This window comes from Aeromicrobium wangtongii (assembly GCF_024584515.1).
GTDB lineage: Bacteria > Actinomycetota > Actinomycetes > Propionibacteriales > Nocardioidaceae > Aeromicrobium > Aeromicrobium wangtongii.
Genome location: NZ_CP102173.1, coordinates 3,199,810 through 3,226,271, shown reverse-complemented (window position 1 = coordinate 3,226,271; position 26,462 = coordinate 3,199,810). Strand labels below are relative to the sequence as shown.

25 protein-coding genes are annotated in these 26,462 nt (G+C 70.8%); 21 read left to right on the top strand and 4 right to left on the bottom strand.

All coding sequences use genetic code 11. The features are described from left to right. Window positions 1–54: 54 nt before the first annotated feature. On the bottom strand, window positions 55–552 hold the full coding sequence (locus NQV15_RS15865; protein ID WP_232403842.1) for a metallophosphoesterase family protein: 498 nt from the start codon (window positions 550–552) through the stop codon (window positions 55–57). A 1-nt stretch (window position 553) separates the two neighbouring features. Continuing rightward, window positions 554–1,426, bottom strand: a complete 873-nt coding sequence (locus NQV15_RS15860) for a 1,4-dihydroxy-2-naphthoate polyprenyltransferase (RefSeq protein ID WP_232404013.1) — start codon at window positions 1,424–1,426, stop codon at window positions 554–556. Between the two features lie 101 nt (window positions 1,427–1,527). On the opposite strand from NQV15_RS15860, the gene NQV15_RS15855 reads away from it, so the two are divergent. Together NQV15_RS15855 and NQV15_RS15850 are read left to right on the top strand one after the other, a co-directional pair. Then, window positions 1,528–2,091, top strand: coding sequence for a hypothetical protein (locus tag NQV15_RS15855; protein ID WP_232403841.1), 564 nt, complete (start codon window positions 1,528–1,530; stop codon window positions 2,089–2,091). Then, window positions 2,088–3,134 (top strand): AMP-binding protein, encoded by a 1,047-nt coding sequence (locus NQV15_RS15850; RefSeq protein WP_232403840.1) that lies wholly within the window; start codon window positions 2,088–2,090, stop codon window positions 3,132–3,134. The genes NQV15_RS15855 and NQV15_RS15850 overlap by 4 nt, the downstream gene beginning before the upstream one ends. A 79-nt stretch (window positions 3,135–3,213) precedes the next feature. Here NQV15_RS15850 and NQV15_RS15845 read toward each other — a convergent pair whose 3' ends face one another. Then, window positions 3,214–3,873 carry an SDR family oxidoreductase gene (locus tag NQV15_RS15845; RefSeq protein ID WP_232403838.1) on the bottom strand — a complete coding sequence of 220 codons (660 nt, stop codon included), beginning with the start codon at window positions 3,871–3,873 and terminating at the stop codon, window positions 3,214–3,216. A gap of 37 nt (window positions 3,874–3,910) precedes the next feature. Here NQV15_RS15845 and NQV15_RS15840 point away from each other — a divergent pair, with 37 nt between their 5' ends. The 7 genes from NQV15_RS15840 to NQV15_RS15805 all read left to right on the top strand — a co-directional run bounded on the left by NQV15_RS15840 (window position 3,911) and on the right by NQV15_RS15805 (window position 13,707). After that, the gene (locus NQV15_RS15840; protein ID WP_232403836.1) at window positions 3,911–4,855 is read left to right on the top strand and encodes an o-succinylbenzoate synthase; all 945 of its coding nucleotides are present in this window, start codon (window positions 3,911–3,913) and stop codon (window positions 4,853–4,855) included. Further along, complete coding sequence (menD, locus tag NQV15_RS15835) at window positions 4,852–6,408, top strand: 2-succinyl-5-enolpyruvyl-6-hydroxy-3-cyclohexene-1-carboxylate synthase (RefSeq protein WP_232403834.1); 1,557 nt, start codon at window positions 4,852–4,854, stop codon at window positions 6,406–6,408. The genes NQV15_RS15840 and menD overlap by 4 nt, the downstream gene beginning before the upstream one ends. A 68-nt stretch (window positions 6,409–6,476) precedes the next feature. Then, window positions 6,477–8,063 (top strand): GMC family oxidoreductase, encoded by a 1,587-nt coding sequence (locus NQV15_RS15830; protein WP_232403831.1) that lies wholly within the window; start codon window positions 6,477–6,479, stop codon window positions 8,061–8,063. Beyond that, window positions 8,060–9,577, top strand: coding sequence for an aldehyde dehydrogenase family protein (locus NQV15_RS15825; RefSeq protein WP_232403830.1), 1,518 nt, complete (start codon window positions 8,060–8,062; stop codon window positions 9,575–9,577). The genes NQV15_RS15830 and NQV15_RS15825 overlap by 4 nt, the downstream gene beginning before the upstream one ends. Window positions 9,578–9,617: 40 nt before the next feature. Continuing rightward, window positions 9,618–12,491 (top strand): helix-turn-helix transcriptional regulator, encoded by a 2,874-nt coding sequence (locus tag NQV15_RS18145; protein ID WP_304523597.1) that lies wholly within the window; start codon window positions 9,618–9,620, stop codon window positions 12,489–12,491. A gap of 18 nt (window positions 12,492–12,509) precedes the next feature. After that, complete coding sequence (locus NQV15_RS15810) at window positions 12,510–13,271, top strand: SGNH/GDSL hydrolase family protein (RefSeq protein WP_232403827.1); 762 nt, start codon at window positions 12,510–12,512, stop codon at window positions 13,269–13,271. A 7-nt stretch (window positions 13,272–13,278) separates the two neighbouring features. After that, complete coding sequence (locus tag NQV15_RS15805; RefSeq protein ID WP_232403825.1) at window positions 13,279–13,707, top strand: hypothetical protein; 429 nt, start codon at window positions 13,279–13,281, stop codon at window positions 13,705–13,707. A gap of 8 nt (window positions 13,708–13,715) precedes the next feature. Here the strand turns inward: NQV15_RS15805 and NQV15_RS15800 are convergent, their stop codons facing one another. Then, window positions 13,716–14,975, bottom strand: a complete 1,260-nt coding sequence (locus NQV15_RS15800) for an isochorismate synthase (protein ID WP_232403824.1) — start codon at window positions 14,973–14,975, stop codon at window positions 13,716–13,718. A 33-nt stretch (window positions 14,976–15,008) separates the two neighbouring features. Here NQV15_RS15800 and NQV15_RS15795 point away from each other — a divergent pair, with 33 nt between their 5' ends. From NQV15_RS15795 to nuoK, 12 genes are all read left to right on the top strand, one after another. Continuing rightward, window positions 15,009–15,701: a demethylmenaquinone methyltransferase gene (locus tag NQV15_RS15795; protein WP_232403823.1), complete on the top strand. Its 693-nt coding sequence runs from the start codon at window positions 15,009–15,011 to the stop codon at window positions 15,699–15,701. A gap of 209 nt (window positions 15,702–15,910) precedes the next feature. Continuing rightward, window positions 15,911–16,270, top strand: coding sequence for an NADH-quinone oxidoreductase subunit A (locus NQV15_RS15790; RefSeq protein ID WP_232404012.1), 360 nt, complete (start codon window positions 15,911–15,913; stop codon window positions 16,268–16,270). Further along, window positions 16,261–16,815, top strand: a complete 555-nt coding sequence (locus tag NQV15_RS15785; RefSeq protein ID WP_232403822.1) for a NuoB/complex I 20 kDa subunit family protein — start codon at window positions 16,261–16,263, stop codon at window positions 16,813–16,815. The genes NQV15_RS15790 and NQV15_RS15785 overlap by 10 nt, the downstream gene beginning before the upstream one ends. Continuing rightward, window positions 16,812–17,561: an NADH-quinone oxidoreductase subunit C gene (locus NQV15_RS15780; protein ID WP_232403821.1), complete on the top strand. Its 750-nt coding sequence runs from the start codon at window positions 16,812–16,814 to the stop codon at window positions 17,559–17,561. The genes NQV15_RS15785 and NQV15_RS15780 overlap by 4 nt, the downstream gene beginning before the upstream one ends. Next, window positions 17,558–18,886, top strand: coding sequence for an NADH-quinone oxidoreductase subunit D (locus NQV15_RS15775; protein ID WP_232403820.1), 1,329 nt, complete (start codon window positions 17,558–17,560; stop codon window positions 18,884–18,886). Before NQV15_RS15780 ends, NQV15_RS15775 begins: the two co-directional genes overlap by 4 nt. After that, window positions 18,883–19,698: an NADH-quinone oxidoreductase subunit NuoE gene (gene nuoE, locus NQV15_RS15770; RefSeq protein ID WP_232403819.1), complete on the top strand. Its 816-nt coding sequence runs from the start codon at window positions 18,883–18,885 to the stop codon at window positions 19,696–19,698. The genes NQV15_RS15775 and nuoE overlap by 4 nt, the downstream gene beginning before the upstream one ends. Beyond that, complete coding sequence (gene nuoF / locus NQV15_RS15765; protein ID WP_232403818.1) at window positions 19,691–21,019, top strand: NADH-quinone oxidoreductase subunit NuoF; 1,329 nt, start codon at window positions 19,691–19,693, stop codon at window positions 21,017–21,019. The genes nuoE and nuoF overlap by 8 nt, the downstream gene beginning before the upstream one ends. After that, on the top strand, window positions 21,019–23,472 hold the full coding sequence (locus NQV15_RS15760; RefSeq protein ID WP_232403817.1) for an NADH-quinone oxidoreductase subunit G: 2,454 nt from the start codon (window positions 21,019–21,021) through the stop codon (window positions 23,470–23,472). The genes nuoF and NQV15_RS15760 overlap by 1 nt, the downstream gene beginning before the upstream one ends. After that, on the top strand, window positions 23,469–24,731 hold the full coding sequence (gene nuoH, locus NQV15_RS15755) for an NADH-quinone oxidoreductase subunit NuoH (RefSeq protein ID WP_232403815.1): 1,263 nt from the start codon (window positions 23,469–23,471) through the stop codon (window positions 24,729–24,731). The genes NQV15_RS15760 and nuoH overlap by 4 nt, the downstream gene beginning before the upstream one ends. Then, window positions 24,728–25,390 carry an NADH-quinone oxidoreductase subunit NuoI gene (nuoI, locus tag NQV15_RS15750; RefSeq protein WP_232403813.1) on the top strand — a complete coding sequence of 221 codons (663 nt, stop codon included), beginning with the start codon at window positions 24,728–24,730 and terminating at the stop codon, window positions 25,388–25,390. Before nuoH ends, nuoI begins: the two co-directional genes overlap by 4 nt. Next, window positions 25,387–26,163 (top strand): NADH-quinone oxidoreductase subunit J, encoded by a 777-nt coding sequence (locus NQV15_RS15745; protein ID WP_232403811.1) that lies wholly within the window; start codon window positions 25,387–25,389, stop codon window positions 26,161–26,163. The genes nuoI and NQV15_RS15745 overlap by 4 nt, the downstream gene beginning before the upstream one ends. Continuing rightward, window positions 26,160–26,453 (top strand): NADH-quinone oxidoreductase subunit NuoK, encoded by a 294-nt coding sequence (nuoK, locus tag NQV15_RS15740; RefSeq protein WP_232403809.1) that lies wholly within the window; start codon window positions 26,160–26,162, stop codon window positions 26,451–26,453. The genes NQV15_RS15745 and nuoK overlap by 4 nt, the downstream gene beginning before the upstream one ends. The last annotated feature ends 9 nt before the right edge of the window (window positions 26,454–26,462 follow it).

Here is a 26,462-nt window from a genome sequence, read left to right as displayed (position 1 = left end):
CGGGGCAAATTTCCCTTGGGGGGACGACGTTTGCGGAGGGACCGTGGTAAACCGCTAGGCCGTGGTGGGGACGAGGTCGAGGGACCGGATGCGCCCCGCGTCGATGACCAGGTGGCCCATCGTGCCGCGGGGCTGGCGGCGCTTGTCGGTCGGCGAGCCGGGGTTGAACAGGCGCTGACCGCCCTCCTGGGTGTCCCAGGGGATGTGGGAGTGGCCGAACACGACCAGGTCGGCCTCGGGGAACTGGCGCCGCATCCGCGCCGCCCGTCCCTGTTTCTGGCCCGAGTCGTGGATCATCGCGACCTGCAGCCCGTCCAGCTCCAGCCGCAGGGTCTCGGGAGCGCCCCAGGCGGCGACATCGGGACCGTCGTTGTTGCCGAGCACGACGTGGACGGGAGCGTACGCCGCGAGCTCGTCCAGCACCGACGGGACGCACACGTCGCCGGCGTGCAGGATCAGGTCGACGCCGTCCAGCTGCTCGGCGACGGCGGGGGGCATGGCCTTCCAGAACCGCGGCCCGTGGGTGTCGGAGACGATCGCGACGCGCAGCACGTCAGGCGCCGATCCACAGACCGATCGCGAGTCCGGCGGCGTACAGCAGCTCGGCCAGCCCGGCGTCGCGCAGGACGGGGATCAGGTCCATGCCCTTGGCGCCGGACGCCACGACGGCCGCGCCGCGGCCGAGCAGCGGCAGGCAGATCAGGCCCAGCAGGGCCCACGGGGTCGAGAAGGCGGCCCACACCAGCATCGCGATCGCCAGGAAGCCCAGGAATCCGAACAGCCGGCGCGTGCCGGAGTCGCCGAGCACGACCGCGAGCGTCCGCTTGCCGGTCACCGAGTCCGTGGGGATGTCGCGCAGGTTGTTGGCCACCAGGATCTGGCAGGCCAGTGCCCCGATGCCGATGGATGCCGCGACGGCGACCTGGGTGATGTCCTCGACCTGGACGTAGGCCGTGCCCAGCACTGCCACGAGGCCGAAGAAGACGAAGACGCTGATCTCTCCGAGTGCCCGGTAGCCGTACGGCGACGGGCCGCCGGTGTACGTCCACGCGGCCGCCAGGGCGACGACGCCCACCAGCAGCAGCCACCATGATGTGGTCGCCGCGAGGGCGAAGCCGAGGATGCCGCCGAGACCGAGGAAGGCCAGCGCCGCGGTCTTGACGGTGCGGGCCGGGACCAGTCCCGAACCGACGAGCCGCAGGGGGCCGACCCGGTCGTCATCGGTGCCCTTGATGCCGTCGGAGTAGTCGTTGGCGTAGTTGACGCCGATCTGCAGGGCGACGGAGACGCCCAGCGCCAGCAGTGCCTTCCACCACACGACGCTGTCGGAGTAGGCAGCCGCACCCGTGCCCGCCAGCACGGGCGCGACGGCTGCCGGCAGCGTGCGTGGGCGGGCGCCCGCGAGCCAGATCTGGGCGGGGGACAGGGAGGCACTCATGACCGACCAGTCTGCCACTCCGCCGCATTGTCAATGTTTGGTTGACGATCCAGGGGCGTTCTGGGGTGCGTCAAGCTAGGGTTGACCGCATGCCGGCCGACGACGCAGAGTTCACCGATCACATCGCACGCGCCGTCGCGCGTCTGGACCCCTCGCTGGCCAAACGCCTCGGGACCGATCCGGCGGCCCACCTGGAGCTGGTGCTGCTGACCCGGCGCGTGCACCAGGAGACCAACCGGTTGCTGCACGACGCGGTCGCATCGGCTCGCGGGGCCGGCTCCAGCTGGGAGGCCATCGGCTCGGCCATGGGCATGTCGCGCCAGGCCGCCCAGCAGCGCTTCGGCCGCGCACCCGTCGCCGGGCCCGGATCGCCCGAGCACCGACAGCTCGTCGGGCTGACCGCGTTCAACGAGATCGACCAGCTCAACGCGTGGGGGCGGCACGGATGGCACTCGATCGCCTTCGGCCCGATGTTCCATCACGTCGAGCAGTCCCCTGTCCAGTGGGAGCACGCGCGTGCGGTGGTCGGCAGCCGCAGGGCCCGCGAGCTCGAGTCCGCGGGCTGGGAGCGGATCGGCTCGATGTGGTTCCCGTGGATCTACCTGAAGCGTCCGCTCGACCTGCCGGCCGCGTCCGGTGAGCCGTCGTCGTGACCGCTGGTCTTCGTCCGGTCTCGGGGGCCCCGCGGGAGGTCTTCGAGCTCGTGCAGGCCTGGGTGCGTGACGGCGGGGAGCCCGTCGTCATCCGGACGTCCGGCAGCACGGGCGAGCCCAAGGACGTAATCCTGTCGCATGCGGCCGTCATCGCGTCGGCGCGCGCGAGCCTCGAGCGGCTGGGAGGCCCGGGCGGTTGGCTCCTGGCGATGCCGGTCACCGGTGTCGGTGGCCTCCAGGTGCTGGTGCGGTCGGCCCTGGCCGGCCTCGCGCCGGTCTTCGCCGCCGAGCACGACACCCTGGGCGAGGCGATCGCCGCGGTACCGGGCGATCGGCGGTACGCCTCGCTCGTCCCGACCCAGGTGCACCGGCTCGTGGAGGCCGGGCAGTCCGACGTCCTGCGCTCCCTGGACGCCCTGCTCGTCGGCGGGGCCGCGATGCCGCCGGAGCTGCTGGACGCGCTGACGGACGTCCCGGTCGTGCGGACCTACGGCATGAGCGAGACGAGCGGCGGATGCGTGTACGACGGCGTGCCGCTGGACGGCGTCGAGATCCGCCTCGACGACGCGGGGCAGGTGCTGATCCGTGGTCCGGTGCTGTTCGACGGGTACGCCGATCCCGAGGCGACCGCCAGGGTGCTGCGCGACGGCTGGTTCGCGACGGCCGATCTGGGCGAGATCGACGCGGACGGACGCCTGCACGTGACCGGACGCTCCGACGACGTGGTCATCAGCGGCGGCGTCAACATCCCGCTGCCGGCTGTGACCCGTGCCGTGCGTGCCCTCGAGGGGGTCCGTGAGGCGATCGCGCTCGGCGTGCCCGATGACGAGTGGGGCACCCGGGTCGTGGCGTATGTCGTGCCGGACGATGCGGTGTGCCTGGACGGTCTGCGGCTGGAGGGCGTCCGCGACGGCGTCGAGCAGCTGGGCCTGCCCCGCACCTGGGCGCCCCGCGAGATCGTCCTGCTCGACGGGCTGCCGCTGCTGCCCGGCGGCAAGATCGACCGCCAGGCCCTGCAGCGCCGCGCCCGCGGCGGTGCCTGAGCCACGCATCCCGTGATGGGGCGGTGGCCCAGCCACGTCATCGCGTCCGGATGGGTGGCTGAGCCACCGCCCCCCGGGTTCAGCGGACGGCGGCGGTGATCGCGTCGGCGATCGGGGTGTCGCCGCTGACGAGCTCCCACTGCTTGCCGTGGGTGCGTGGATCGTCCAGCACCGCGGCGATGACGGCTGCGACGTCGGCGCGCGGCACCTGCGAGCGTTCGGCCCGCTCGGCCAGCTGGATCCGGCCGGTCGGGGCGTCATCGGTCAGGGCGCCGGGACGGATGATGGTCCAGTCCAGGTCGCTGTCGCGCAGCGCGATGTCGGCGTCGCGCTTGGCGTCGACGTAGGCCCGCCAGGCGTCCTCGACGTCATCGCCGACGGGCTCGTCGACGCCCATCGCGGAGATCTGCACGAATCGGCGGACGCCGGCGGTGCCGGCCCCGGCGATCGACTTCAGCGATCCGCCGAGGTCGACGGTCTTCTTGCGCTCGACGTTGCCGTCAGCACCGCCGCCTGCGGCGAACACGATGGCGCCTGCGCCGTCGAAGGCCTTGGCGAAGTCGTCCTCGCCGGACTTCTCGATGTCCAGCAGGGCGACCTCGGCGCCGAGGTCCTCCAGCTCGGCGGTGTGGTCGGGATTGCGGACGAGGGCGACGGGCTGGTGGCCGGCCTCGGCCAGGACGGGGATGAGGAGGCGCGCGATCTTGCCGTGGCCCCCGACGATGGCGATTCGGGTCATTCCTCCAACGTACGTCGGGGCGGGTAAGTTGCCAGTTGTGCAGCCGCGAACCTTCTCCATCCCGATGCCGACCCGGTTCCGCGGGATCACGCGGCGCGAGGGGATGGTCTTCGAGGGCCCGGCCGGCTGGGCGGAGTTCAGCCCGTTCCTGGACTACGACGCCCGCGAGAGCGCCCCCTGGCTGGCCGCCGCGATCGACTCGGCCGAGCGGGAGTGGCCGCAGCCCCTGCGCACCCACGTGCCGGTCAACTGCACCGTGCCCGCCGTCGGTCCCGAGCAGGCCGCGGCGATCGTGCGCCGCAGCGGCTGCAGCACCGCCAAGGTCAAGGTCGCCGAGAAGGGGCAGCGCCTGGCCGACGACATCGAGCGCGTCGAGGCGGTCCGCGACGCCATCGGAGCGGGCGGCCGGGTGCGGGTCGACGCCAACGGCGGCTGGTCCGTCGACGAGGCGGTCGGTGCGATCACGGCCCTCACCATCGCGGCCCACGGACTGGAGTACGTCGAGCAGCCCTGCGCATCCGTCGAGGACCTCGCAGCGGTGCGCCGCCGGGTCGACGTCCCGATCGCCGCGGACGAGTCGATCCGCCGCGCGGACGACCCGTTCCGCGTCGTCGAGCTGGAGGCCGCCGACATCGCCGTCCTGAAGGTCGCGCCGCTCGGCGGCGTGCACGCCTGCCTGCGCATCGCCGAGCAGATCGGGCTGCCGGTCGTGGTGTCCAGCGCCGTCGACACCTCGATCGGTCTGGCCGCCGGCCTGGCCCTGGCCGCAGCCCTGCCGGAGCTGCCGTACGCCTGTGGCCTCGGCACGACCTCGCTGCTGGACGGGGACGTCGTGGCACACCCGCTGGTGCCTGTGGACGGGCTGCTGCCGGTCGGACGCCAGCAGCTCGACCCGGCCGCGTACGAGGCCGTCGCCGCCGACGACGAGACCGATGCTCGCTGGCAGGCCCGGCTCTCGGCCGTCCGGGCGGTGCTGGCATGAGCTCGACGGGCGACGCCAAGCAGCTCATCCAGGTGCTGGTCGCGGCCGGCGTCCGCGAGGCCGTGCTGTCACCGGGATCCCGGTCCGGGCCGCTGGCCCTCGGCTTCCTCGCCGCCGACCGGGCCGGCGCGATCCGCCTGCACGTCCGGGTCGACGAGCGGGAGGCCGCCTTCCTGGCCCTCGGCATGGCCAAGGCGTCCCGTCGGCTGGTGCCGGTCGTCACGACGTCCGGCACGGCCGTGGCGAATCTGCACCCCGCGATGCTCGAGGCGCTGCACGCGGACGTGCCGGTGCTCGCGGTGACCGCCGACCGCCCGGGCCGGCTGCGCGGCACGGGCGCCAACCAGACCACCGACCAGCGGCAGATCTTTCCCGGCGTGCCGTTCACCGACCGCGTCGACGGGATCACCGGCACGGTGCAGCACCTCAACCTCGAGCTGGACGAGCCGTTGATCGAACCGGTCGAGTGGGACGTGACGCCCCAGGCCGCCCCCGATCCCGCCCGGACGGACCGGGCGCAAGCAGCTCCCGAGCGCCTGCCGCTGGGACCGCGCACCGTCGTCGTCGCCGGCGACGACGCGCGCCAGCCCGCCCGGATCCTGGCCCTCGACGCGCGCTGGCCGCTGCTGGCCGAGCCCAGCTCGGGCTCCCGCAACGGCGAGGCCCTCGTGGCGTACCGGCAGCTGCTCGCGCACTCGCCGCTGGCCGCCGGCATCGAGCGGGTGGTCAGCTTCGGGCACGTGACGCTGACGCGTCCGGTGACCCGGCTGCTGGCCCGGACCGACATCCCGATCATCCACGTGGGGACGCAGGACACGTTCCCGGTGCCGGCCGGCGACAACGTCACGTTCGTCGATCGGGTCGAGGCCGACGGGCAGGACGCTCCGGTCTGGCTCGCGGCCTGGCTGGCCGATGACGCCCTCGCGACCACGGTCATCGACGAGATCACCCCGGGCACCCCGTACGAGGTGGCCCGCGCCGTGAACGCCGCGGTCCCACCGGGCGGACTGCTGCTCGTCGGATCGTCCAGCCCGATCCGTGACCTGGACCTGGTCGCCCGTCCGTACCCGGTCGGGGAGAAGCGGCTGATCATCGCGAACCGCGGACTGGCCGGCATCGACGGCGTCCTGTCCAGCGCGATCGGCGCCGCGCTGGCCCGGCCCTCGACCCGCGCGATCGCCTACGTCGGCGACCTGACCTTCCTGCACGGCAGCAACGGGCTGCTGATCGCCCCGGGGGAGCCTCGCCCCGACCTGACGATCGTGGTCGCCTCCGACGACGGTGGCAGCATCTTCTCGACCCTGGAGCAGGGCGCACCGGAGTACGCCGAGTCGTTCGAGCGCGTCTACGCGACACCGACCGGCGCCGACATCGCCGCGCTGTGCGCCGGGTACGGCGTCCCGCACCGTGTCCTGGCGGCCGGCGACCTGCCGTCGGCGCTGGCCGAGGAGGTCGCCGGCATACGCGTCCTCGAGGTCCCGGTCGACCGGAGCGGGCGGCGCGAGCTCGAGGCGCGGGTGGCCGCGGAAGTTCGGGCCGTCCTGAAACCGTGACAGCGGTTGTGTCACGGTCGTGCTGGCAGTAGGTTTGTGGCCTGAGTCACCCGGCCGCAGGAGGCAAAATGGTGGACGAGTCCTACGACTACATCGTGATCGGTTCGGGCAGCGCCGGCGGAGTCGTCGCCGCGCGGCTCAGCGAGGACCCGCAGACCAGGGTGCTGCTGCTCGAGGCCGGCCCCGTGGACGACGACGAGATGATCCGCATGCCGCTGGGTTTCTCGACGCTGTTCAAGACCAAGTGGGACTGGAACTACGAGACGACTCCCCAGAAGCACCTCGCCGGCCGTCGCGCGTACTGGCCCCGGATGAAGGCGCTCGGCGGCTGCTCGTCGATGAACGCGATGATCTACATCCGCGGCAACCACGCCGACTACGACGAGTGGCGCGACGCCCACGGAGCCACCGGGTGGGGGTACGAGGACGTCCTGCCGTACTTCAAGAAGGCCGAGGGCAACACCCGCCTGGGCGATCCGTTCCACGGCACCGAGGGGCCGCTGCATGTCGAGGACCGCACCTACGTCCACCCGTTGAGCGCCGCCTTCCTCGAGTCGGGGGTCGCCGCGGGCCTCAAGCGCACCGACGACTTCAACGGTGCCGCGCAGGACGGCATCGGTGCCTACCAGCTCACCACGAAGAAGGGTCGCCGCTGGTCGGTCGCCGATGCCTACATCCGGCCGGCCCTGGACCGCCCCAACCTGACGCTGCGCACCGAGGCCTTCGTGACGAAGATCCTCCTGGACGGCAACCGGGCGAGCGGCGTCGCCTACCGCCGCCACGGCCAGGACCTCGTCGCCCGGGCCGAGGCCGAGGTCGTCCTCAGCGGGGGCGCGATCAACAGCCCCCAGCTGCTGATGCTGTCGGGCATCGGACCGGGTGCGCACCTGAGCGAGATGGGCATCGACGTCGCCGTCGAGTCGCCCGGCGTGGGTCAGAACCTGCAGGACCACCCCGTCTCGGGAATCCTCAGCCACACCAAGGACACCACCGATGTCGCCGAGATGCTCGGCCTGGGCAACCTGCTGAGGTGGCGGGCGACCGGCAAGGGGCCGTTGAGCTCCAATGTCGCCGACACCGGCGCGTTCTTCAGCTCGCGGGACGATCTGGACCTGCCCGACATCCAGCTGCACGTCGCGCCGACCGGCTTCTACGACAACGGCCTGCACGAGCCGATGCGCCGGGCGCAGACGACGGCAGTGACCCTGGTCAACGTGCAGAGCAAGGGGCACATCAGGTTGCGCTCGGCCGATCCGAGCTGGCATCCCGAGATCGATCCGGGCTACTTCGACGACCGGGCCGACCTGGACGCCATGATCGGCGGCTTCCGGCGGGCGTTCCAGATCCTGTCGCAGGGCCCGATCACGCGGCTCATCGACACGCCCTGGGTCCCGGCCTCGGCCGATCCGACCGACGACCAGATCATCGAGGCGATCGGCGCCCTCGGGCAGACGCTCTACCACCCGGTCGGCACCTGTGCGATGGGCACGATCGAGGGCAGCGTCGTCGACCCACAGCTCAGAGTCCATGGCGTGGACGGCCTGCGGGTCGCCGATGCGTCCGTCATGCCGCGGGTGCCCCGCGGCAACACCAATGCACCCACCATCATGATCGGCGAGAAGTGCGCCGATCTCATCAAGGAGTCCCGTTCATGACCGCAACGCTCGAACCGACCGCCGGCACCGATGCGCCGACAGAGACCTTCGACTCGCTGAACCCGGCCACCGGGGACGTCGTGGGCACCCACCCCATCGCCTCCAAGGCCGATGTCGACGCCGCGGTGGCTCGCGCCCGCGACACCGCCGACTGGTGGGGCAACCTGTCCTTCGACGAGCGCGCCGAGTACCTGCTGACCTGGCGCAGCGTGCTGACCCGCCGCATCGCCCAGCTGGCCGAGCTCTCGCACCGGGAGACCGGCAAGCCGCACGGCGACGCGCAGCTCGAGATCGTCCTGGCCATCGACCACATCGCGTGGGCGGCCAAGCACGCCAAGAAGGTGCTCGGCCCGCACAAGGTGAAGTCGGGCCTGCTGATGGCCAACCAGGCCGCGACCGTCGAGTACCGCTCGCTGGGCGTCGTCGGCGTCATCGGCCCGTGGAACTACCCCGTCTTCACCCCGATGGGCTCGATCGCCTACGCCCTGGCCGCCGGCAACACGGTGGTCTTCAAGCCGAGCGAGTACACCCCGGGCGTCGGCCAGTGGCTCGCCGACAGCCTGACCGAGGTCGTCCACGGCCGGGCGGTGCTGCAGGTCGTCACGGGCCTGGGCGAGACCGGCAACGCGCTGTGCACCTCGGGTGTCGACAAGCTCGCGTTCACCGGCTCGGGACGCACGGGCAAGAAGGTCATGGCCGAGTGCGCCGAGAACCTGACCCCCGTCATCATCGAGGCCGGCGGCAAGGACTCCTTGATCGTCGACGAGGACGCGAACCTGACCAAGGCCGCCGAGGCGGCACTGTGGGGCGGCATGTCCAATGCCGGCCAGACCTGCATCGGCACCGAGCGGGTGTACGTCCACGAGCGGGTCTTCGACTCGTTCATGACCGAGATCCTCAGCCAGGCCAAGGGCCTGCGGGCGGGCGCCGACTCGGGCGCCAAGATCGGGCCGATCACGATGCCGTCGCAGATCGACGTCATCCGCACCCACATCGACGACGCGATCGACAAGGGCGCACACGTCGCGCTCGGCGGCAAGGACGCGGTGGGGGATCGTTTCGTGCAGCCGACGATCCTGACGCACGTCCCCGAGGACTCGGTCGGGATGACCGAGGAGACCTTCGGGCCCACCCTGGCGATCAACCCGGTCGCGAGCATGGACGAGGCGGTCGAGCTGACCAACGCCACCTCGTACGGCCTGGCCGGGGCGGTGTTCTCCAAGAAGCGGGGCATGGAGATCGCCAAGCGCATCCGTTCGGGCATGACCTCGGTCAACTCGGTCATCGCGTTCGCGGGCGTGCCGACGCTGCCGTTCGGCGGCGTGGGCGAGTCCGGCTTCGGGCGCATCCACGGCCCCGACGGCCTGAAGGAGTTCACCTACGCCAAGGCGATCACGCGCCAGAAGTACCGTCCGCCGATGCTGCTGACGTCCTTCGCCCGCGACCCCAAGACCGATGCGCGGGTCGCCTCGCTCATCACGCTCCTGCACGGCGGCAAGAAGACGATCAAGTAGCTGGGTCAAAGCGTCCGATGCTTCGGTCATGATGGGGGACATGGCGAATCATCGCTCCGCGGCCACACCGCTGGTCGGGCGCCGGGACGAGCTGGACCTGCTGCTGCAGTACGCAGGTGTGACGACCGACGCCCGCGACATCGTGCTGCTCGGGGGCGACGCGGGCATCGGCAAGACGCGGTTGCTGCGCGAGCTGGGCCTGCGCGCGCGGGAGGCGGGCCACCGGGTCATGGCGGGCCACTGCCTCGACCTGGGCGACAGCGCACCGCCGTACCAGCCGTTCGGGGACGCGTTCTCGGGCCTGGGCGTCGACGAGCGCGACCGGCTGGCCGAGCGCTTCCCGGCGCTGGGCCCCCTGCTGCCGCGTCCGTCGGCGGCACCGGGTCCGGGTGTCGAGCGGGCCGAGCTGTTCGCATCGGTGGTGGCCGCCCTCGACTCGCTGGCCGAGGAGCAGCCGGTGCTGCTGGTCATCGAGGACGCCCACTGGGCCGATGCCTCGACCCGCCACCTGATCCGTTACGTCATGGCGCAGGGATTTCATCGCTCGGTCCACGTCGTGGTGAGCTACCGCTCCGACGACCTGCACCGCAAGCACCCGCTGCGGCAGCCGCTGACCGAGTGGGTCCGGATGCCGGGGGTGCGCCGCATCGAGCTCGAGCCGCTCGCGGACGCCGAGGTGGCCGACCTGGTCCGGGTGCGCGCCGACGGCACCCTGGGCCCGGACGAGCTGCACGCGGTGGTCCAGCGAGCCGGCGGCAACGCGTTCTACGTCGAGGAGTTGATCGACGCGGGGATGGCCGACCACGCCTCCTCCCTGCCCGAGACCCTCAGCGATCTGCTGCTCGTGCGGCTGGACCGGCTGGACGAGCCCGCCCGGCGCCTGGTGCGGGCCGCAGCGGTCACCGACGGCCGTGAGGGGTTCGCGGCGCTCGCCGCCGCCGCCGGGCTCAGCGACGTCGAGCTCGACGAGGCGCTCGTGACGGCGGTCGACCACAAGGTGCTGCGCCGCAGCGGCTCCGATGACTACGCGTTCCGCCACGCCCTGCTGGGGGAGGCGCTGCGCGACGATCTGCTGCCGGGTGAGCGGCGGCGCATCCACGGGGCGTTCCTGGCGGCGCTGGCGCCCGACGCCCCACCTGCCACGCTGGCCAGGCACGCCCTCGCGGCCGGCGACCGGCGGACCGCCTTCCTCGCGACGGTGGAAGCCGCCCGGGCAGCAGGGCGCGTGGCCGGTCACGACGAGGCTGCTGCGCACTGGGAGCAGGCCCTCGAGCTGCTCGACGCGGCGCCGGAGGGCACCGACGAGATCGACCTGGTCATCGACGCCGCCGATGCGCTGGTCACCTCCGGCCAGCTCATGCGGGCACTCGACCTGCTGCGCGACCGGCTGGCTCAGCTGCCTGCGGATCGGGGGAGAGGCTGCCACGGGCGTCTGCTCGTCGCGATCGGCAACACCAGCTACTACGCCAACCTGGACGCCGAGGCCGAGCAGGCCAGCGCGGACGCCGCGCGGGTCGTGCCCGACGAGCCAACCGCGCTGCGCGGCGAGGTCGTCGCGCTGCGGGCGCGCGTGCTGTCTAGCCGGCAGCTCGACCAGGAGGCGATCGCGTGGGGCGAGCGGGCCCTCGCGATCGGGGAGCAGATCGGCTCGGAGCAGGTCATCAGCGATGCCAAGGCCACCTTGACCCGGCTCATGGTGCGCACCGGTGACGACCCCGACCGGGCCAGGGCGACCTTCCACGAGCTCGTCGACAGCTCGCGCGTGTCCGGGCACGTGCTGGGCGAGCTGCGCGGGCTGAACCAGCTGGGTTTCATCAACTTCAACGCCGGCGAGCTCGACCAGGCCGAGTGGGCCTTCGCCGAGGCCCTGCGCCGCGCCGAGGAGACCGGCTGGGGCAAGGGCCCCTACGGATTCGACGGCCGGTTCTTCGGCGCGGTCGTGGCGTACATGCGCGGTCATTGGGACCGGGTCCGCGAGCTGTGCGAGCCGCAGGCCGGACTTCCCGCGCTGCTGGCCGCGAACCTGGCGGCCGTCGGGCTGCCGGTGGCGGCCGCCCGCGGTGAGGTCGAGCAGATCGAGCGCACCCTCGCCATGCGGTCGTTGTGGCGTCATGAGGAGGCCGCATCGGCGCACGGCAGCGCGGGGCTCATCGAGCTGTACGGCGTCGCCGGCGACCTCGTGGCCGCGCGACGCACGTACGACGACGTGATCGAGGTGTTCGTCCGGGCCTGGGACGAGCCCGACTTCCCGGGACGGATCAAGCTCGCGGCCCTGCTGCTGGGCCAGTACGCCGGCGCCGTCGAATCACTGGAGCGTGCCGGTCAGCACCTGCTGCTCGCACAGGTCCCGGCCCTGGCCGGTGACGTCGAGCGGGTCGTCGCCGCGACCCACCCCTTCGGGCCCGAGGGTGAGGCGTGGCGCCGCCGCGCGCACGCCGAGATCGCCCGGCTGCGGTGGCGCTGCGGGGTGGACGCCCCGGACCTCGACGAGCTGACCGGCGCCTGGCGCTCCACGCTGGAGGCGTTCCGCGGCCTCGACGACCCCTACGAGACCGCTCGCTCGGCGACCCGGCTGGCGGCGGTGCTCATGACGACCGGCGCCGGGGCCGAGGCGGCCGCCCTGCTGCACGAGGCGCGCGGTGACGCCGAGCGGCTGCGCGCGCGTCCCCTGCTGGCCGAGATCGAGCTGCTGCGCCCACGCCAGGACGGGTCCGAGGTCCAGCTGACACCCCGCGAGATCGAGGTGCTCCACCAGGTGGCCGCCGGTCGTAGCAACGGCGAGATCGGCAAGCACCTGTTCATCAGCATCAAGACGGTCTCGGTGCACGTGTCGAACATCCTGGCCAAGCTCGAGGCGTCCGGGCGCACGGAGGCGGCGGCGATCGCTCGCCGCCGTGGCCTGCTCGATGGCTGAGGTCGGTAGACTGCGTCGGTGAGCTTCCACCGTTATGTCGCGCTCGGCGACTCATTCACCGAAGGCGTCGGCGACCCCGACCCGACCCGTCCCAATGGCGTCCGGGGCTGGGCCGACCGGATGGCCGCAGAGCTGGCCGGCGACGACTTCACCTACGCGAACCTGGCGATCCGCGGGCGCAAGCTCCTGCAGATCGTGGCCGAGCAGCTCGAGCCCGCGATCGCGATGAAGCCCGACCTGGTCACGATCTACGCCGGCGCCAATGACGTCCTGCGCCCCCGGGTCGACATCGACAACCTGATGGCGACGTACGACGTGGCCATCGGACGCCTCACCGACGCCGGTGCCCGGGTCGTCATGTTCACCGCGTACGACCCCGGCGAGTCCCCGGTGTTCGGTGCCCTGCGCGGCCGCTTCGCGATCTACAACGAGCTCGTCCGTGAGATCGCCGAGCGCCACGACGCCGTGCTGGTCGACTTCTGGCGGCTGCGGGACTACCGCGACGACCGGCTGTGGGACATCGACCGCATGCACATGTCCAGCGCCGGCCACCAGCGGATGGCCATCGCGGTGCTCGACACGCTCGGCATCGCGCACGACCTCAAGCCGCTCGAGGTGCTCGAACGGCCGCTGCTGACCTCCAAGCAGCGTCGCGCCGCGAACCTGGAGTGGGCCAAGTCCCACGCCGGCCCCTGGGTCAAGCGGCGCCTGACCGGCACCTCCTCGGGTGACGGCCTGCGCCCCCGCTGGCCCGCGCTCGCACCGGTCACGGCCGGCTGAGGTCGTCGTGGTCCGTCTGCCCAAGCTCGGCCCCAAGCTGGCCGCTGCACCGACGGACCTCGACGACGACTCGATGGAGCGCCTCGGCGAGTTCATCCGCATGACCGGCGACGAGAAGGTCGTCAACACCCGGCGGCTGCTGTGGCTGGCCGTGGTGTTCTCCGGACCGCTGCGGCTCAAGGACGACCGGTCTCCGCACGCCGCCGGCGAGACGATCGTGCTGAGCCCGCACACCGTCGTCATGACCCCGCAGGAGTTCGTCGGCGTCGCGAAGGTCAACTACTACCTCACCCAGCTCGACGCGGGTGAGGCGATCAAGCCGGCCAAGATCTTCGAGGTGGAGGGCAGCAACGGCTGGTGGCACCTGGACGGCCTGCACCGTCTGCTGGCCGCCCGGATCATGGGGCAGCCGCTGGAGGCGAAGGTCTACCGGTAGCCGGCCGGTCAGGTGCGTGGACGCAGGGCGTCGCGCACCGGGATGAGCTTGGCCTCGGACTCGGCCAGCTCGTCGGCGGGCACGGAGTCGGCCACGATGCCGCAGCCGGCGAACAGCCGCACGGTGCGACCATCGTCCTCGATCTGGGCCGAGCGCAGGCCGATGCCCCACTCGCCGTCGCCGCGGGCGTCGATCCAGCCGACCGGGCCGGCATAGCGGCCGCGGTCGAGCCGCTCGACCTGGCCGATCAGCCGGACCGCCTCCGCGGTGGGGGTGCCGCCGACTGCCGCGGACGGGTGCAGCGAGGCCGCGAGGGTCAGGGCGCCGGCGCCGTTCCTCATGACGCCCGTGACATCGGTCGCCAGGTGCATGACATTGGGCAGGTGCAGCACGAACGGCGTCTCCGGGACAAACATGTTCGTGCAGTGCGGTGCCAGTGCGTCCGCGACCGAGCGCACGGCGTACTCGTGCTCCTCGAGATCCTTGCTCGAGCGGGCCAGCGATCCGGCCAGCGCCAGGTCGCGGGTGTCGTCGCCGGTGCGCCGGATCGTCCCGGCCAGGACGCGTGAGGTCACCAGGCCCCGTTCGAGGCGCACGAGCATCTCGGGGGTGGAGCCGAAGAAGCCGTCGACGTGGAACGTCCAGCAGCTCGGGTACTGCTCGGCGAGCCTGGCCAGCGGTGCGCGGACGTCCAGCGGCTCGTCGAGCGTCGCGACCAGCTCGCGGGCCAGCACGACCTTGTCCAGGTCGTCACGGACGATGCGGGACACGGCCTCGGCGACCATCTGCTGCCACTCGGCGCTGTCGACCGCGCCGTCCGAGAACGTCGCACCGGAGGGCTCGCGAGGAGCCGACGAGGGGACGAGCGGCGGCGTGGCCGTGATGCCCAGGCCGATCAGCGTGACCCAGGTGACGCCGTCGCGGCGCCCGACCACGATCTCGGGCACGACCAGTGCGCTGCCCTCGGTGTCGTCGGAGAAGGTGAACGAGCCGAATGCGACCAGCCCGGAGCCCGGTGTGCCGACCTCGTCGCGGACCACGGCGTGCTGGGCCAGGTCGCGCCACCACTGCTCGGCCTCGGCGAAACGTCCCTTGCCGGAGGTGTGAACCTCCGCGGCGCGGCCCCAGCCGACCAGCCCGTCACCGTTGTGGACCCAGGCGAACGCGTCGTCCTGGGGGAGGAGGGAGAGCAGGGCGCCGGGGTCGTCGATGGGAGCCGAGCGGACCAGGAGGGGGCCCGGAACATCGGCGAGGGCAGGGTTGCTCACAATCCACCAGCCTACTCGTGGCAAGGTAGCCGGGTGAGCCGAGCCGGTCTGGACAAGCAGCCCCACGACGTCGCGACGATGTTCGACAAGGTGGCCAAGAGGTACGACCTGACCAATGACGTGCTCTCGCTGGGCCAGGACCGCCGGTGGCGCAAGCGGGTCGTCGACCTGGTCGCCCCGAAGCCGGGCGAGCTGGTCCTCGATCTCGCGGCGGGCACCGGGACGTCCAGCCAGCCGTTCGCCGATGCCGGCGCGACCGTCGTGCCGTGCGACTTCTCGATGGGGATGCTCGAGGTCGGCAAGCAGGCGCGGCCAGAGCTGCCGTTCACCGCGGGCGACGGGATGCTGCTGCCGTTCGGCGACAACACCTTCGACGCCGTGACGATCTCGTTCGGCCTGCGCAACATCGTCGACCCCATCGAGGGCCTGCGCGAGATGCTGCGGGTGACCAAGCGGGGCGGACGCATCGTGGTGTGCGAGTTCAGCACACCCACGTGGGGCCCGTTCGACGCGATCTACACCAACTACCTGATGCGGGCCCTGCCGCCGGTGGCCCGCGCGGTCTCCTCCAATCCCGAGTCGTACGTGTACCTCGCCGAGTCGATCCGCGCCTGGCCCGACCAGAAGGGCCTGGCGCTGCGCATGGTCGAGGCCGGCTGGGGCAAGGTCGACTGGCACAACCTCACGGCGGGCATCGTGGCCCTGCACCACTCCACCAAGCCCTGAACCCGGCCCACCCCGACTGGTGGACTTCCGCGCGCCCACGCGCGTCCCGGCACACATCTGTCCGGAGAGCCAGAGCCGACTTAGTGTGACCTGAGTTACAGCGCACCCCAACCGGGCGTATGGTGAGACGGTGATCACGTTGTGAACCAATTCACAAGCACACGATCATGCAGGTTCTTCGCTTCGTCGGACGAGTCTCGGGAGGTGCCATGACGGCCTACACGCCGATTCTGGTGCTGGGCGGACTGGCTGCCCTGTTCGCCATCGGGTCCGTGGCGATCGCGCCCTTCACCGGGCCGAAGCGTTACAACCGGGCCAAGCTCGACCGCTACGAGTCGGGCATCGAGCCCAGCCCCCTGCCAGAAGGCGGCGGCAAGGTCTCGATCCGTTACTTCATCATCGCGATGCTGTTCATCGTCTTCGACATCGAGATCATCTTCCTCTACCCGTTCGCCGTCGCCTTCGATGCGCTCGGCTGGTTCGGCCTGATCGAGATGTTCCTGTTCATGGCGACGGTCTTCATCGCCTATGCCTACGTCTGGCGTCGTGGAGGCTTGGAATGGGACTAGAGGAAAAGCTGCCGTCGGGGGTCCTGCTGTCGACGGTCGAGGGACTCGCCGGCTACATGCGCAAGGCCTCGTTCTGGCCCGCGACGTTCGGCCTGGCGTGCTGCGCGATCGAGATGATGACCTTCGGCGCGCCGCGCTTCGACTCGTCCCGGTTCGGCATGGAGGTCTTCCGCCCCTCGCCGCGCCAGGCCGACCTGATGATCGTGGCCGGCCGGGTCAGCAACAAGATGGCCCCCGTCCTGCGCCAGATCTACGACCAGATGGCCGGACCGAAGTACGTCCTGGCCATGGGGGTGTGCGCCAGCTCGGGTGGGATGTTCAACAACTACGCGATCGTCCAGGGCGTCGACCACGTCGTCCCGGTCGACATGTACCTGCCCGGTTGCCCGCCGCGCCCCGAGATGCTGATCGACGCGATCCTCAAGCTGCACGACTCGATCCAGCACGAGAAGCTCGGCGCCAACCGTCTGGCCCAGATCAAGGCCGAGGAGAAGACGGCCCTGCTCGCGACGCCGACCTCGGCGATGAAAGGGCTCATGCGATGACCGATCCGAAGGGCGACCGGGACGCGCGCGATGCGGGCACCGTGACCCAGGACGCCTCGCACGAGACGCAGAACGAGCTGGTCCGCTCCGACACGACCCAGCTCGAGGTCGTCGAGATCCGTGAGGGGGCCTTCGGGGCCCACGGCACGGGCGACACCAGCGGCTTCGGCGGCCTCACCCGGCCGGTTGTCATGCCGGGTGCCAGCCAGCCGCCGTACGGCGGCTGGTTCGACGAGGTCGCCGCCCGCCTCACTGCTGGGCCGGGTCTGGGCGACGCGGTCGAGAAGGTCATCGTCGACCGCGGCGAGATCACCTTCCACATCCGCCGTGCGCAGCTGCTGGAGGTCGTGACGCACCTGCGCAACGACCCCGTCCTGCGGTTCGAGTTCTGCTCCAGCGTCAGCGGCGTGCACTTCCCGCACGAGACCGGGCGCGAGCTGCACGTCGTGCACCACCTGCTGTCGATGACGCACAACCGGCGCATCCGTCTGGAGGTCACCGCTCCCGAGGCGGATCCGCACGTGCCCAGCGTCGTCCCGATCTACCCGACCGCCGACTGGCAGGAGCGGGAGACGTGGGACATGTTCGGCATCGTCTTCGACGGCCACCCCGGGCTGACCCGCATCCTCATGCCGGACGACTGGCCCGGCCACCCCCAGCGCAAGGACTATCCGTTGGGCGGCATCCCGGTCGAGTACAAGGGCGGGACCGTGCCGCCGCCGGATCAGCGCAGGAGCTACTCGTGACCACCACCAACGATCCGTACGCGAGCACCACCGAGTCGGCCGGTGGCCCGGTCTTTACCGTCACCGGTCAGGACTGGGACACGATCGACGCCTCGGCGGTCGAGGGCGACCACCTGGTCATCAACATGGGGCCGCAGCACCCCTCGACCCACGGCGTGCTGCGCCTGATCCTGGAGATCGACGGCGAGACGGTCCGCGATGCGCGCGCCGGCATCGGCTACCTGCACACCGGCATCGAGAAGAACATGGAGTACCGCACCTGGACGCAGGGCGTGACCTTCTGCACCCGGATGGACTACGTGGCGCCGTTCTCGAACGAGGCCGCCTACGTCATGGCGGTCGAGAAGCTGCTGGGCATCGAGGCTCCCGAGAAGGCGCAGACGATGCGCGTGCTGCTGCTCGAGCTCAACCGGATCTCCTCGCACCTGGTGTGCCTGGCGACCGGCGGCATGGAGATCGGCGCGCTGACCGTCATGACCTGCGGATTCCGCGACCGTGAGCTGATCCTGGACCTGTTCGAGATGATCACCGGCCTGCGCATGAACCACGCCTTCATCCGCCCCGGCGGCGTCGCCCAGGACCTGCCGGAAGGTGCGATCGAGAAGCTGCGGTCGACGGTCCGGCTGCTGAAGAAGCGCCTGCCCGAGTACGCGGCCCTGTGCAACGCCAACCCGATCTTCAAGGGACGCCTCAAGGGCGTCGGCCACCTCGAGCTGGCCGGCTGCCTGGCGCTGGGCCTGACCGGTCCGGTGCTGCGCGCCACGGGCTACGACTGGGACCTGCGCAAGAAGCAGCCGTACTGGGGCTACGACACCTACGACTTCGAGGTCGTCACCCGCGACGAGCCCGATGCGTACGGACGCTTCCGGGTGCGCCTGGACGAGATGTGGGAATCGATCAAGATCGTCGAGCAGGCCATCGAGCGGCTCGCGCTGATGGAGGGCCAGCCCGTCATGGTCGCCGACAAGAAGATCGCCTGGCCGTCCCAGCTGAGCGTCGGTGCCGACGGCCAGGGCAACTCCGCCGAGCACATCCGCCACATCATGGGCGAGTCGATGGAAGCCCTGATCCACCACTTCAAGATCGTCACCGAGGGCTTCCGGGTCCCCACCGGTCAGGTCTACTCCTCGATCGAGGCGCCGCGCGGCGAGATCGGCTGCCACCTGGTGTCCGACGGCGGCACGCGTCCCTACCGCGCACACTTCCGCGATCCCTCCTTCGTCAACCTGCAGGGCACCTCGGTGATGAGCGAGGGCGGGATGCTCTCGGACGTCATCGTCGCGATCGCCAGCATCGATCCGGTAATGGGCGGGGTGGACCGATGACGCTTTCTGACGTGACGCGGGCCGAGCTCGCGGAGCTGGCGGGGCGGTATCCGCAAGCTCGCAGCGCGCTGCTGCCGATGTTGCACCTGGTGCAGTCCGCTGAGGGCAACGTCACCAACGAGGGCATCGAGGTGTGCGCCGCCATCTTGGGCATCAGCGCCGCCGAGGTGTCCGGCGTCGCGACGTTCTACACGATGTACAAGCGGCGTCCGATGGGCGAGCACCACGTGGGCGTCTGCACCAACACGCTGTGCGCGGTGATGGGCGGCGACCTGATCTTCGAGCGGCTCAAGGGCCACCTGGACGTGGGCAACGACGAGACGACCGAGGACGGCATGGTCACGCTCGAGCACATCGAGTGCAATGCGGCCTGCGACTTCGCGCCCGTCATGACGGTCAACTGGGAGTTCTTCGACAACCAGACGCCCGAGTCCGCGGTCGACCTGGTCGACCGGTTGCGGGCAGGGGAGACCGTCCAGGCGACCCGGGGCGCGACGATCACCAGCTGGCGAGCGGCCGAGCGGGTCATCGCCGGGTACGAGGACGGGCTCGTCGACGAGGGCCCGACCGCTGCCGGCGCATCGCTGGCCGGTCTGCAGATCGCCAAGGAACGAGGCTGGACGGCGCCGCCGGTCGGGGCCTCGACAAGCTCGACCGGCGAGGCCTCGACAAGCTCGACCGGCGAGTCCGGCGAGACCAGCGAGGGATCCAAGGCCGGAGCCGCCGCGGAGGCCGACACGTCCCGCGCCGAGACGGAGACCGTCATCGAGCAGTCCCCGGCCAACACCGCCAAGGAGGGTTCGGATGACTGATCCGCTGACACCGGTCCTGACCGCCGAGTGGGGCACCGATCGTGCCTGGACGTTGGACGCCTATCGCGAGGCGGGTGGCTACCAGGCGCTCGAGAAGGCGCTGAGGATGCAGCCCGCCGCGATCGTGGACATGGTCAAGGACTCCGGCCTGCGAGGACGCGGCGGTGCCGGGTTCCCGACCGGGATGAAGTGGAGCTTCATCCCGCAGGACAACCCGAAGCCCAAGTACCTCGTGGTCAACGCGGACGAGTCCGAGCCGGGCACCTGCAAGGACATCCCGTTCATGATGGCCACGCCGCACACACTGATCGAGGGCGCCATCATCGCGGCGCACGCGATCAACGCCAACCAGGCCTTCATCTACGTGCGCGGCGAGGTGCTGCACGTCATCCGCCGGCTGCGCGCCGCTGCCCGTGAGGCGTACGCGGCGGGCTACCTCGGGCAGGACATCCTGGGCAGCGGCGTCACCATCGACCTGGTCATCCACGCCGGCGCCGGCGCGTACATCTGCGGCGAGGAGACGGCGCTGCTCGACTCGCTGGAGGGCCGCCGCGGCCAGCCCCGCCTGCGCCCGCCGTTCCCTGCCGTCGAGGGCCTGTACGCCAGCCCCACGGTCATCAACAATGTCGAGTCGATCGCGTCGGTGCCCTCGATCATCCGCGCCGGGCACGAGTGGTTCGCCTCGATGGGCACCGAGAAGTCCAAGGGCTACGTCATCTACTCGCTGTCGGGGCACGTCAAGACGCCCGGGCAGTACGAGGCGCCGCTGGGCATCACGCTGCGCGAGCTGATCGAGCTGGGCGGCGGCATGCGTGAGGGCAGCGAGCTGAAGTTCTGGACGCCCGGGGGCTCGTCCACCCCGCTGCTGACCGCCGAGCACCTCGACATGCCGCTGGACTACGAGTCCGTCGGCGCCGCCGGGTCGATGCTCGGCACCCGCGCCCTGCAGGTCTTCGACCAGACGACCTCGGTGGTGCGCTGTGTCCTGCGCTGGACGGAGTTCTACAAGCACGAGTCGTGTGGCAAGTGCACGCCGTGCCGCGAGGGCACCTGGTGGCTCGTGCAGACCCTGCAACGCCTCGACGAGGGCCAGGGCAGGCCCGGCGACATCGAGCTGCTGGTCGACCTGTGCGACAACATCCTGGGACGGTCGTTCTGCGCACTGGGTGACGGCGCCACCAGCCCCATCACCTCGGCGATCCAGCACTTCCGCGACGAGTTCGAGGCCGGGATGCACACACCGTCGCGCGAGCTCTTCCCGCCGGCTGCCTCGACGCTGTTCGCGGACCGCTCGTTGAGCCTGTCGAAAGGACTCTCCTGATGACTGTCACCGTCCCTTCGACAGGCTCAGGGAGCGAAGCGGTCGAGCTGGTGACGCTGACGATCGACGACGTCGAGGTCAGCGTGCCGAAGGGGACGCTGGTGATTCGCGCCGCCGAGGTCATCGGCACCGAGATCCCGCGCTTCTGCGACCACCCGCTGCTCGATCCGATCGGGGCGTGCCGCCAGTGCCTGGTCGACATCACCGATGCCGGCAACGGACGCGGCTTCCCCAAGCCGCAGGCATCCTGCACGATCGAGGTCGCCGACGGGATGGTCGTCAAGACCCAGGTGACGTCGCCGGTCGCCGAGAAGGCGCAGCGCGGCAATCTGGAGTTCCTGCTGATCAACCATCCACTGGACTGCCCGGTGTGTGACAAGGGCGGCGAGTGCCCGTTGCAGAACCAGGCCATGACGCACGGCCAGGGCGAGTCCCGGTTCATCGAGACCAAACGCACGTTCCCCAAGCCGGTCAAGGTCTCCGAGCAGGTGCTGCTCGACCGTGAGCGCTGCGTCCTGTGCGCCCGGTGCACCCGGTTCTCCGAGCAGATCGCCGGCGATCCGTTCATCGCGCTGATCGAGCGCGGCGCCCAGCAGCAGGTCGGCATCTACGAGGAGGAGCCGTTCAGCTCCTACTTCTCGGGCAACACGATCCAGATCTGCCCCGTCGGCGCGCTCACGAGCGCCGACTACCGCTTCCGCTCGCGTCCCTTCGACCTGGTCTCGGTGCCGTCGATCGCCGAGCACGACTCCAGCGGATCGGCCATCCGGGTCGACCACCGGCGCGGACGGGTCGTGCGACGCCTCGCGGGCGACGATCCCGAGGTCAACGAGGAGTGGATCACCGACAAGGACCGCTTCGCCTTCACCTACGCGATGCAGCCCGACCGCATCAGGACGCCGCTGATCCGCAACCAGGCGACCGGCGAGCTGGAGCCGGCCTCCTGGCCCGCGGCGCTGGCCGTCGCCGGGCGTGGCCTGGCCGCGGCGGCCGGCCGGGTCGGCGTGCTGACCGGTGGACGCCTGACGGCTGAGGACGCCTTCGCCTACAGCAAGTTCGCCCGCACCGTCCTGGGCACCAATGACATCGACTTCCGGGCGCGTGCACACTCCGCCGAGGAGGCCGCGTTCCTGGCCTCCCACGTCGCCGCGACGCAGCTGGAGGTCAGCTTCACGGACCTGGAGCGGGCGTCCACCGTGGTGCTCGTGGGCCTCGAGCCCGAGGACGAGAACGGCAGCATCTTCCTGCGGCTGCGCAAGGGCGCCCGCACCCGCGGGGTCAAGGTCGTCGCGATCGCCAGCCACGCCACGCGCGGGTTGCGCAAGATGTCCGGCGAGCTCGTGCAGACCGTCCCGGGCGACGAGCCCGCTGCCCTGAGCGAGCTCGAGCTGCCGGCCGGATCGGTCATCCTGGTCGGCGAGCGGCTGGCCGCGGTGCCCGGCGGGTTCAGCGCGGCCGTGGCCGCGGCGGAGCGCTCCGGTGCACGCCTGGCCTGGGTGCCGCGTCGTGCCGGTGACCGCGGTGCGGTCGAGACCGGATGCCTGCCGACCCTGCTGCCCGGTGGCCGGCCCCTCGACGACGCCGAGGCCCGTGCCGACCTGGCGGCCGCCTGGGGAGTTCCGACGATCCCGGCGGCCCCCGGTCGCGACACGTCGCAGATCCTGGCCGCCGCGGCATCCGGCGACCTCGAGGCCCTGCTCATCGCCGGCGTCGAGATCGACGACCTGCCCGATCCGGCCGCGGCGCGGGCCGCTCTCGCGGCAGCCGGGTTCGTGGTCAGCCTGGAGCTGCGCCACAGCGACGTCACGGCCGTGGCCGATGTCGTCCTCCCGATCGCACCCGTGGTCGAGAAGCCGGGCACGTTCATCAGCTGGGAGGGACGCGTGCGGACGTTCGACGCCGTCCTGCACGAGCCGAGCTCGCTCACCGACATCCGTGTGCTGGCCGGCATCGCCGAGGAGATGGGAACGTCCCTGGGCTTCCGCACGGTCTCCGCCGCCCGGCAGGCCATGGCCGATCTGGGGCCGTGGGACGGTGCGCGGGCTCCGGCCCCCTCGGTCGCGCCGACTGCGCGTGCAGCCGCCCGGGGGCAGGTCGTCCTCGACTCGTGGCGCCTGCTGGTCGACGACGGACGCGGCCAGGACGGCCAGGACCAGTACAAGGCCACCGCCCGGCCCGCGGTGCTGCGGGCCAGCGAGGCGACGCTGAAGGCCTTCGACATCGACCCCGGTGGTCCGGCGACGCTCTCGACGCCGGCCGGCACCGCGACCTTCCTGACCCAGGTCGCCGACCTGCCCGACGGCGTCGTCTGGGCGCCGGCCAACTCGGGGGTCAACCTGCGGGCGAGGCTCGCGGCGGGATTCGGGGATGCGGTCTCCCTTTCGACAGGCTCAAGGGGCGACGGGGCAGGCTCAAGGGGCGACGGGGCAGGCTCAAGGGGCGATGGCGCATGAGTGATCTGTTCGGGCACGAGGCCTTCTGGGTCGTGGCGCTGAAGGCGGTGCTGATCTTCGTCTTCCTGCTGGTCTACACGCTGTTCAACATCTGGTTCGAGCGCCGCGTCGTGGCCCGCATGCAGCACCGCGTCGGCCCCAACGTCAACGGCCCCTTCGGCCTGCTGCAGAGCCTCGCCGACGGCGTGAAGCTTGCGCTGAAGGAGGACATCGTCGTCAAGTCGGCCGACAAGCTGGTCTACATCCTGGCGCCGATCCTCGCCACGATCCCGGCCTTCCTGGCGTGGGCGGTGATCCCCTTCGGACCCGAGGTCCGCATCCCGTTCACCGACACCATCACGCCGCTGCAGTTGACCGATCTCCCGGTCGCGGTGCTCTACGTCCTGGCGGTCACCTCGGTCGGCGTCTACGGCATCGTGCTGGCCGGGTGGGCGTCCGGCTCGATCTACGCCCTGCTGGGTGGCCTGCGCTCCAGCGCGCAGGTCATCTCGTACGAGGTCGCGATGGGCCTGTCGTTCGTCTCGGTGTTCATGTACGCCGGCACGATGTCGACGTCCGAGATCGTCGCGGCGCAGAGCGACCTGTGGTACTTCGTGCCGCTGTTCCCGTCCTTCGTCATCTACTGCATCGCGATGGTCGGCGAGACCAACCGCGCGCCCTTCGACCTGCCCGAGGCCGAGGGCGAGCTGGTCGGCGGCTTCCACACCGAGTACTCCTCGCTGAAGTTCGCGCTGTTCTTCCTGGCCGAGTACGTCAACATGGTGACGGTCTCGGCGCTGGCGACGACGCTGTTCCTCGGCGGCTGGCGGGCCCCGTTCGGCATCGGGCAGATCAACGACGGCTACTTCAACACCGGCTACTGGCCGCTGCTGTGGTTCTTCGGCAAGACGTTGTTCTTCATCTTCATCTTCGTCTGGCTGCGCGGGACACTCCCGCGCATGCGCTACGACCAGTTCATGAGCTTCGGCTGGAAGATCCTGATCCCCGCCTCGCTGGCCTGGATCATCGCGGTCGCCTTCATCCGCAAGCTCAAGAGCGAGGACATGCTCGACCAGCAGACCCTGCTGTGGATCGCGGTCGCGGCGGGCGTCCTGGTCCTGCTGACGTTCTTCATCCCGGAGAAGAAGTCCGATCCGGAGCCCGAGCCCGAACAGTGGGACGCCTTCGCCGGCGGCTACCCCGTACCGCCGATGCCCGGCCAGGCCGCACCGACCACCGACACCGCCGCAGCTCCCCCCGAGAGGACCCCCTCGTCATGAGCAGCCCCGCCAAGGAGACCCTCTGGGACCCCATCGCCGGCTTCGGCGTGACGTTCCGGACGATGTTCCGCAAACCGGTGACCGAGCAGTATCCCAAGGTCAAGATGCCGACCGCTCCGCGCTTCCACGGCCGGCACCAGCTCAACCGCTGGCCCGATGGCCTGGAGAAGTGCATCGGCTGCGAGCTGTGCGCCTGGGCCTGCCCGGCGGATGCGATCTACGTCGAGGGCGCCTCCAACGTCGCCGGCGACCGGCACAGCCCCGGCGAGCGGTACGGCCGGGTCTACCAGATCAACTACCTGCGCTGCATCCTGTGCGGGCTGTGCATCGAGGCCTGCCCGACGCGGGCGCTCACGATGACCAACGAGTACGAGCTGGCGAACGACAACCGGGCCGATCTGATCTACGAGAAGAACGACCTGCTGGCGCCGCTGCTGCCGGGAATGGTCGAGCCCCCGCACGAGATGATGATCAGCGACGACCACCACGACTACTACCGCGGCAAGCAGCTGCCGATCTTCCCCGTGGACGCGGCCGAGACCGCCGAGGTCAATCCCGAGGGGGCGCCGGGCGACGTTTCGACAGGCTCAACGGGCGTTTCGACAGGCTCAACGGGCGACGTTTCGACAGGCTCAACGGGCGCGGGGGAGAACAAGTGACGGCGTTCTGGGTCCTGGCCCCGGTCATGGTGATCGCGGCACTGGGGCTGATCTTCGCGCGCAAGGCAGTCCACGCGGCGCTGGCCCTGGCCGTCGTCATGATCAGCCTGGCGATCCTGTACGCCGCGCAGGGCGCACCGTTCCTGTTCGCGGTGCAGATCATCGTCTACACCGGCGCGATCATGATGCTGTTCCTGTTCGTCCTGATGCTGGTGGGCGTCGACTCCTCCGACGCGATCCGCGAGACGATCGCCGGTCAGCGTTTCTTCGCGGCAGTGGTGGGCCTGCTCTTCGGCATCACGGCGGTGCTGGCGATCGGTCAGACGGTGTCGGGCGCGGTCGTCGGCCTGAAGGGCGCCAACGCCAACGGCAATCCGTACGGCCTGGCCGAGCTCCTGTTCGGCAAGTACGTGCTGGCCTTCGAGTTCACGAGCGCGCTGCTCATCACCGCAGCCCTCGGCGCGATGGTGCTGGCCCACAAGGAGCGCCTGACGCCCCGGCTCTCCCAGGCCGACATCGCCGCGCGTCGCATGCGCGAGTACGCCGAGTCGGGCCGCCACCCGGGCCCGCAGGCCACGCCGGGCGTCTTCGCCCGACACAACGCCGTGGACACCCCGGCCCTGCTGCCGGACGGCACGCCGCTGGAGTCCTCGCTCTCGCCGAGCATCGTCGAGCGCGGCCAGGTGCGCAGCGGATTCGACGACGACATCGACAAGGTCGTCGAGCAGCTGACCCCCGAGGAAGACCCGGACGCGTTGGGAGGGCAGAAGTGACCGAGTACATCACCCTGTCGCTGATCCTGTTCACGATCGGCGCCGTCGGCGTCCTGGTCCGCCGCAACGCGATCATCGTGTTCATGTGCATCGAGCTGATGCTCAACGCGACGAACCTGGCCTTCGTGTCCTTCTCGCGCCAGCACGGCAACCTCGACGGCCAGGTGGCCGCCTTCTTCGTGATGGTCGTCGCCGCGGCCGAGGTCGTCGTCGGGCTGTCCATCATCGTGTCCATCTATCGCGCGCGCCGGACGATCTCCGTCGACGACGCGAGCCTGCTGAAGTCATAAGGGGACGCA

Bases quoted from the DNA above. Each gene is read 5' to 3' on its own strand.
- menD (WP_232403834.1), top strand. From the start codon at position 4,852: ATGAGCTCGACGGGCGACGCCAAGCAGCTCATCCAGGTGCTGGTCGCG.
- NQV15_RS18145 (WP_304523597.1), top strand. From the start codon at position 9,618: ATGGCGAATCATCGCTCCGCGGCCACACCGCTGGTCGGGCGCCGGGAC.
- NQV15_RS15855 (WP_232403841.1), top strand. From the start codon at position 1,528: ATGCCGGCCGACGACGCAGAGTTCACCGATCACATCGCACGCGCCGTC.
- NQV15_RS15825 (WP_232403830.1), top strand. From the start codon at position 8,060: ATGACCGCAACGCTCGAACCGACCGCCGGCACCGATGCGCCGACAGAG.
- NQV15_RS15780 (WP_232403821.1), top strand. From the start codon at position 16,812: ATGACCGATCCGAAGGGCGACCGGGACGCGCGCGATGCGGGCACCGTG.
- NQV15_RS15790 (WP_232404012.1), top strand. From the start codon at position 15,911: ATGACGGCCTACACGCCGATTCTGGTGCTGGGCGGACTGGCTGCCCTG.
- nuoI (WP_232403813.1), top strand. From the start codon at position 24,728: ATGAGCAGCCCCGCCAAGGAGACCCTCTGGGACCCCATCGCCGGCTTC.
- NQV15_RS15760 (WP_232403817.1), top strand. From the start codon at position 21,019: ATGACTGTCACCGTCCCTTCGACAGGCTCAGGGAGCGAAGCGGTCGAG.
- NQV15_RS15845 (WP_232403838.1), bottom strand. From the start codon at position 3,873: ATGACCCGAATCGCCATCGTCGGGGGCCACGGCAAGATCGCGCGCCTC.
- nuoH (WP_232403815.1), top strand. From the start codon at position 23,469: ATGAGTGATCTGTTCGGGCACGAGGCCTTCTGGGTCGTGGCGCTGAAG.
- nuoE (WP_232403819.1), top strand. From the start codon at position 18,883: ATGACGCTTTCTGACGTGACGCGGGCCGAGCTCGCGGAGCTGGCGGGG.
- NQV15_RS15785 (WP_232403822.1), top strand. From the start codon at position 16,261: ATGGGACTAGAGGAAAAGCTGCCGTCGGGGGTCCTGCTGTCGACGGTC.
- nuoF (WP_232403818.1), top strand. From the start codon at position 19,691: ATGACTGATCCGCTGACACCGGTCCTGACCGCCGAGTGGGGCACCGAT.
- NQV15_RS15830 (WP_232403831.1), top strand. From the start codon at position 6,477: ATGGTGGACGAGTCCTACGACTACATCGTGATCGGTTCGGGCAGCGCC.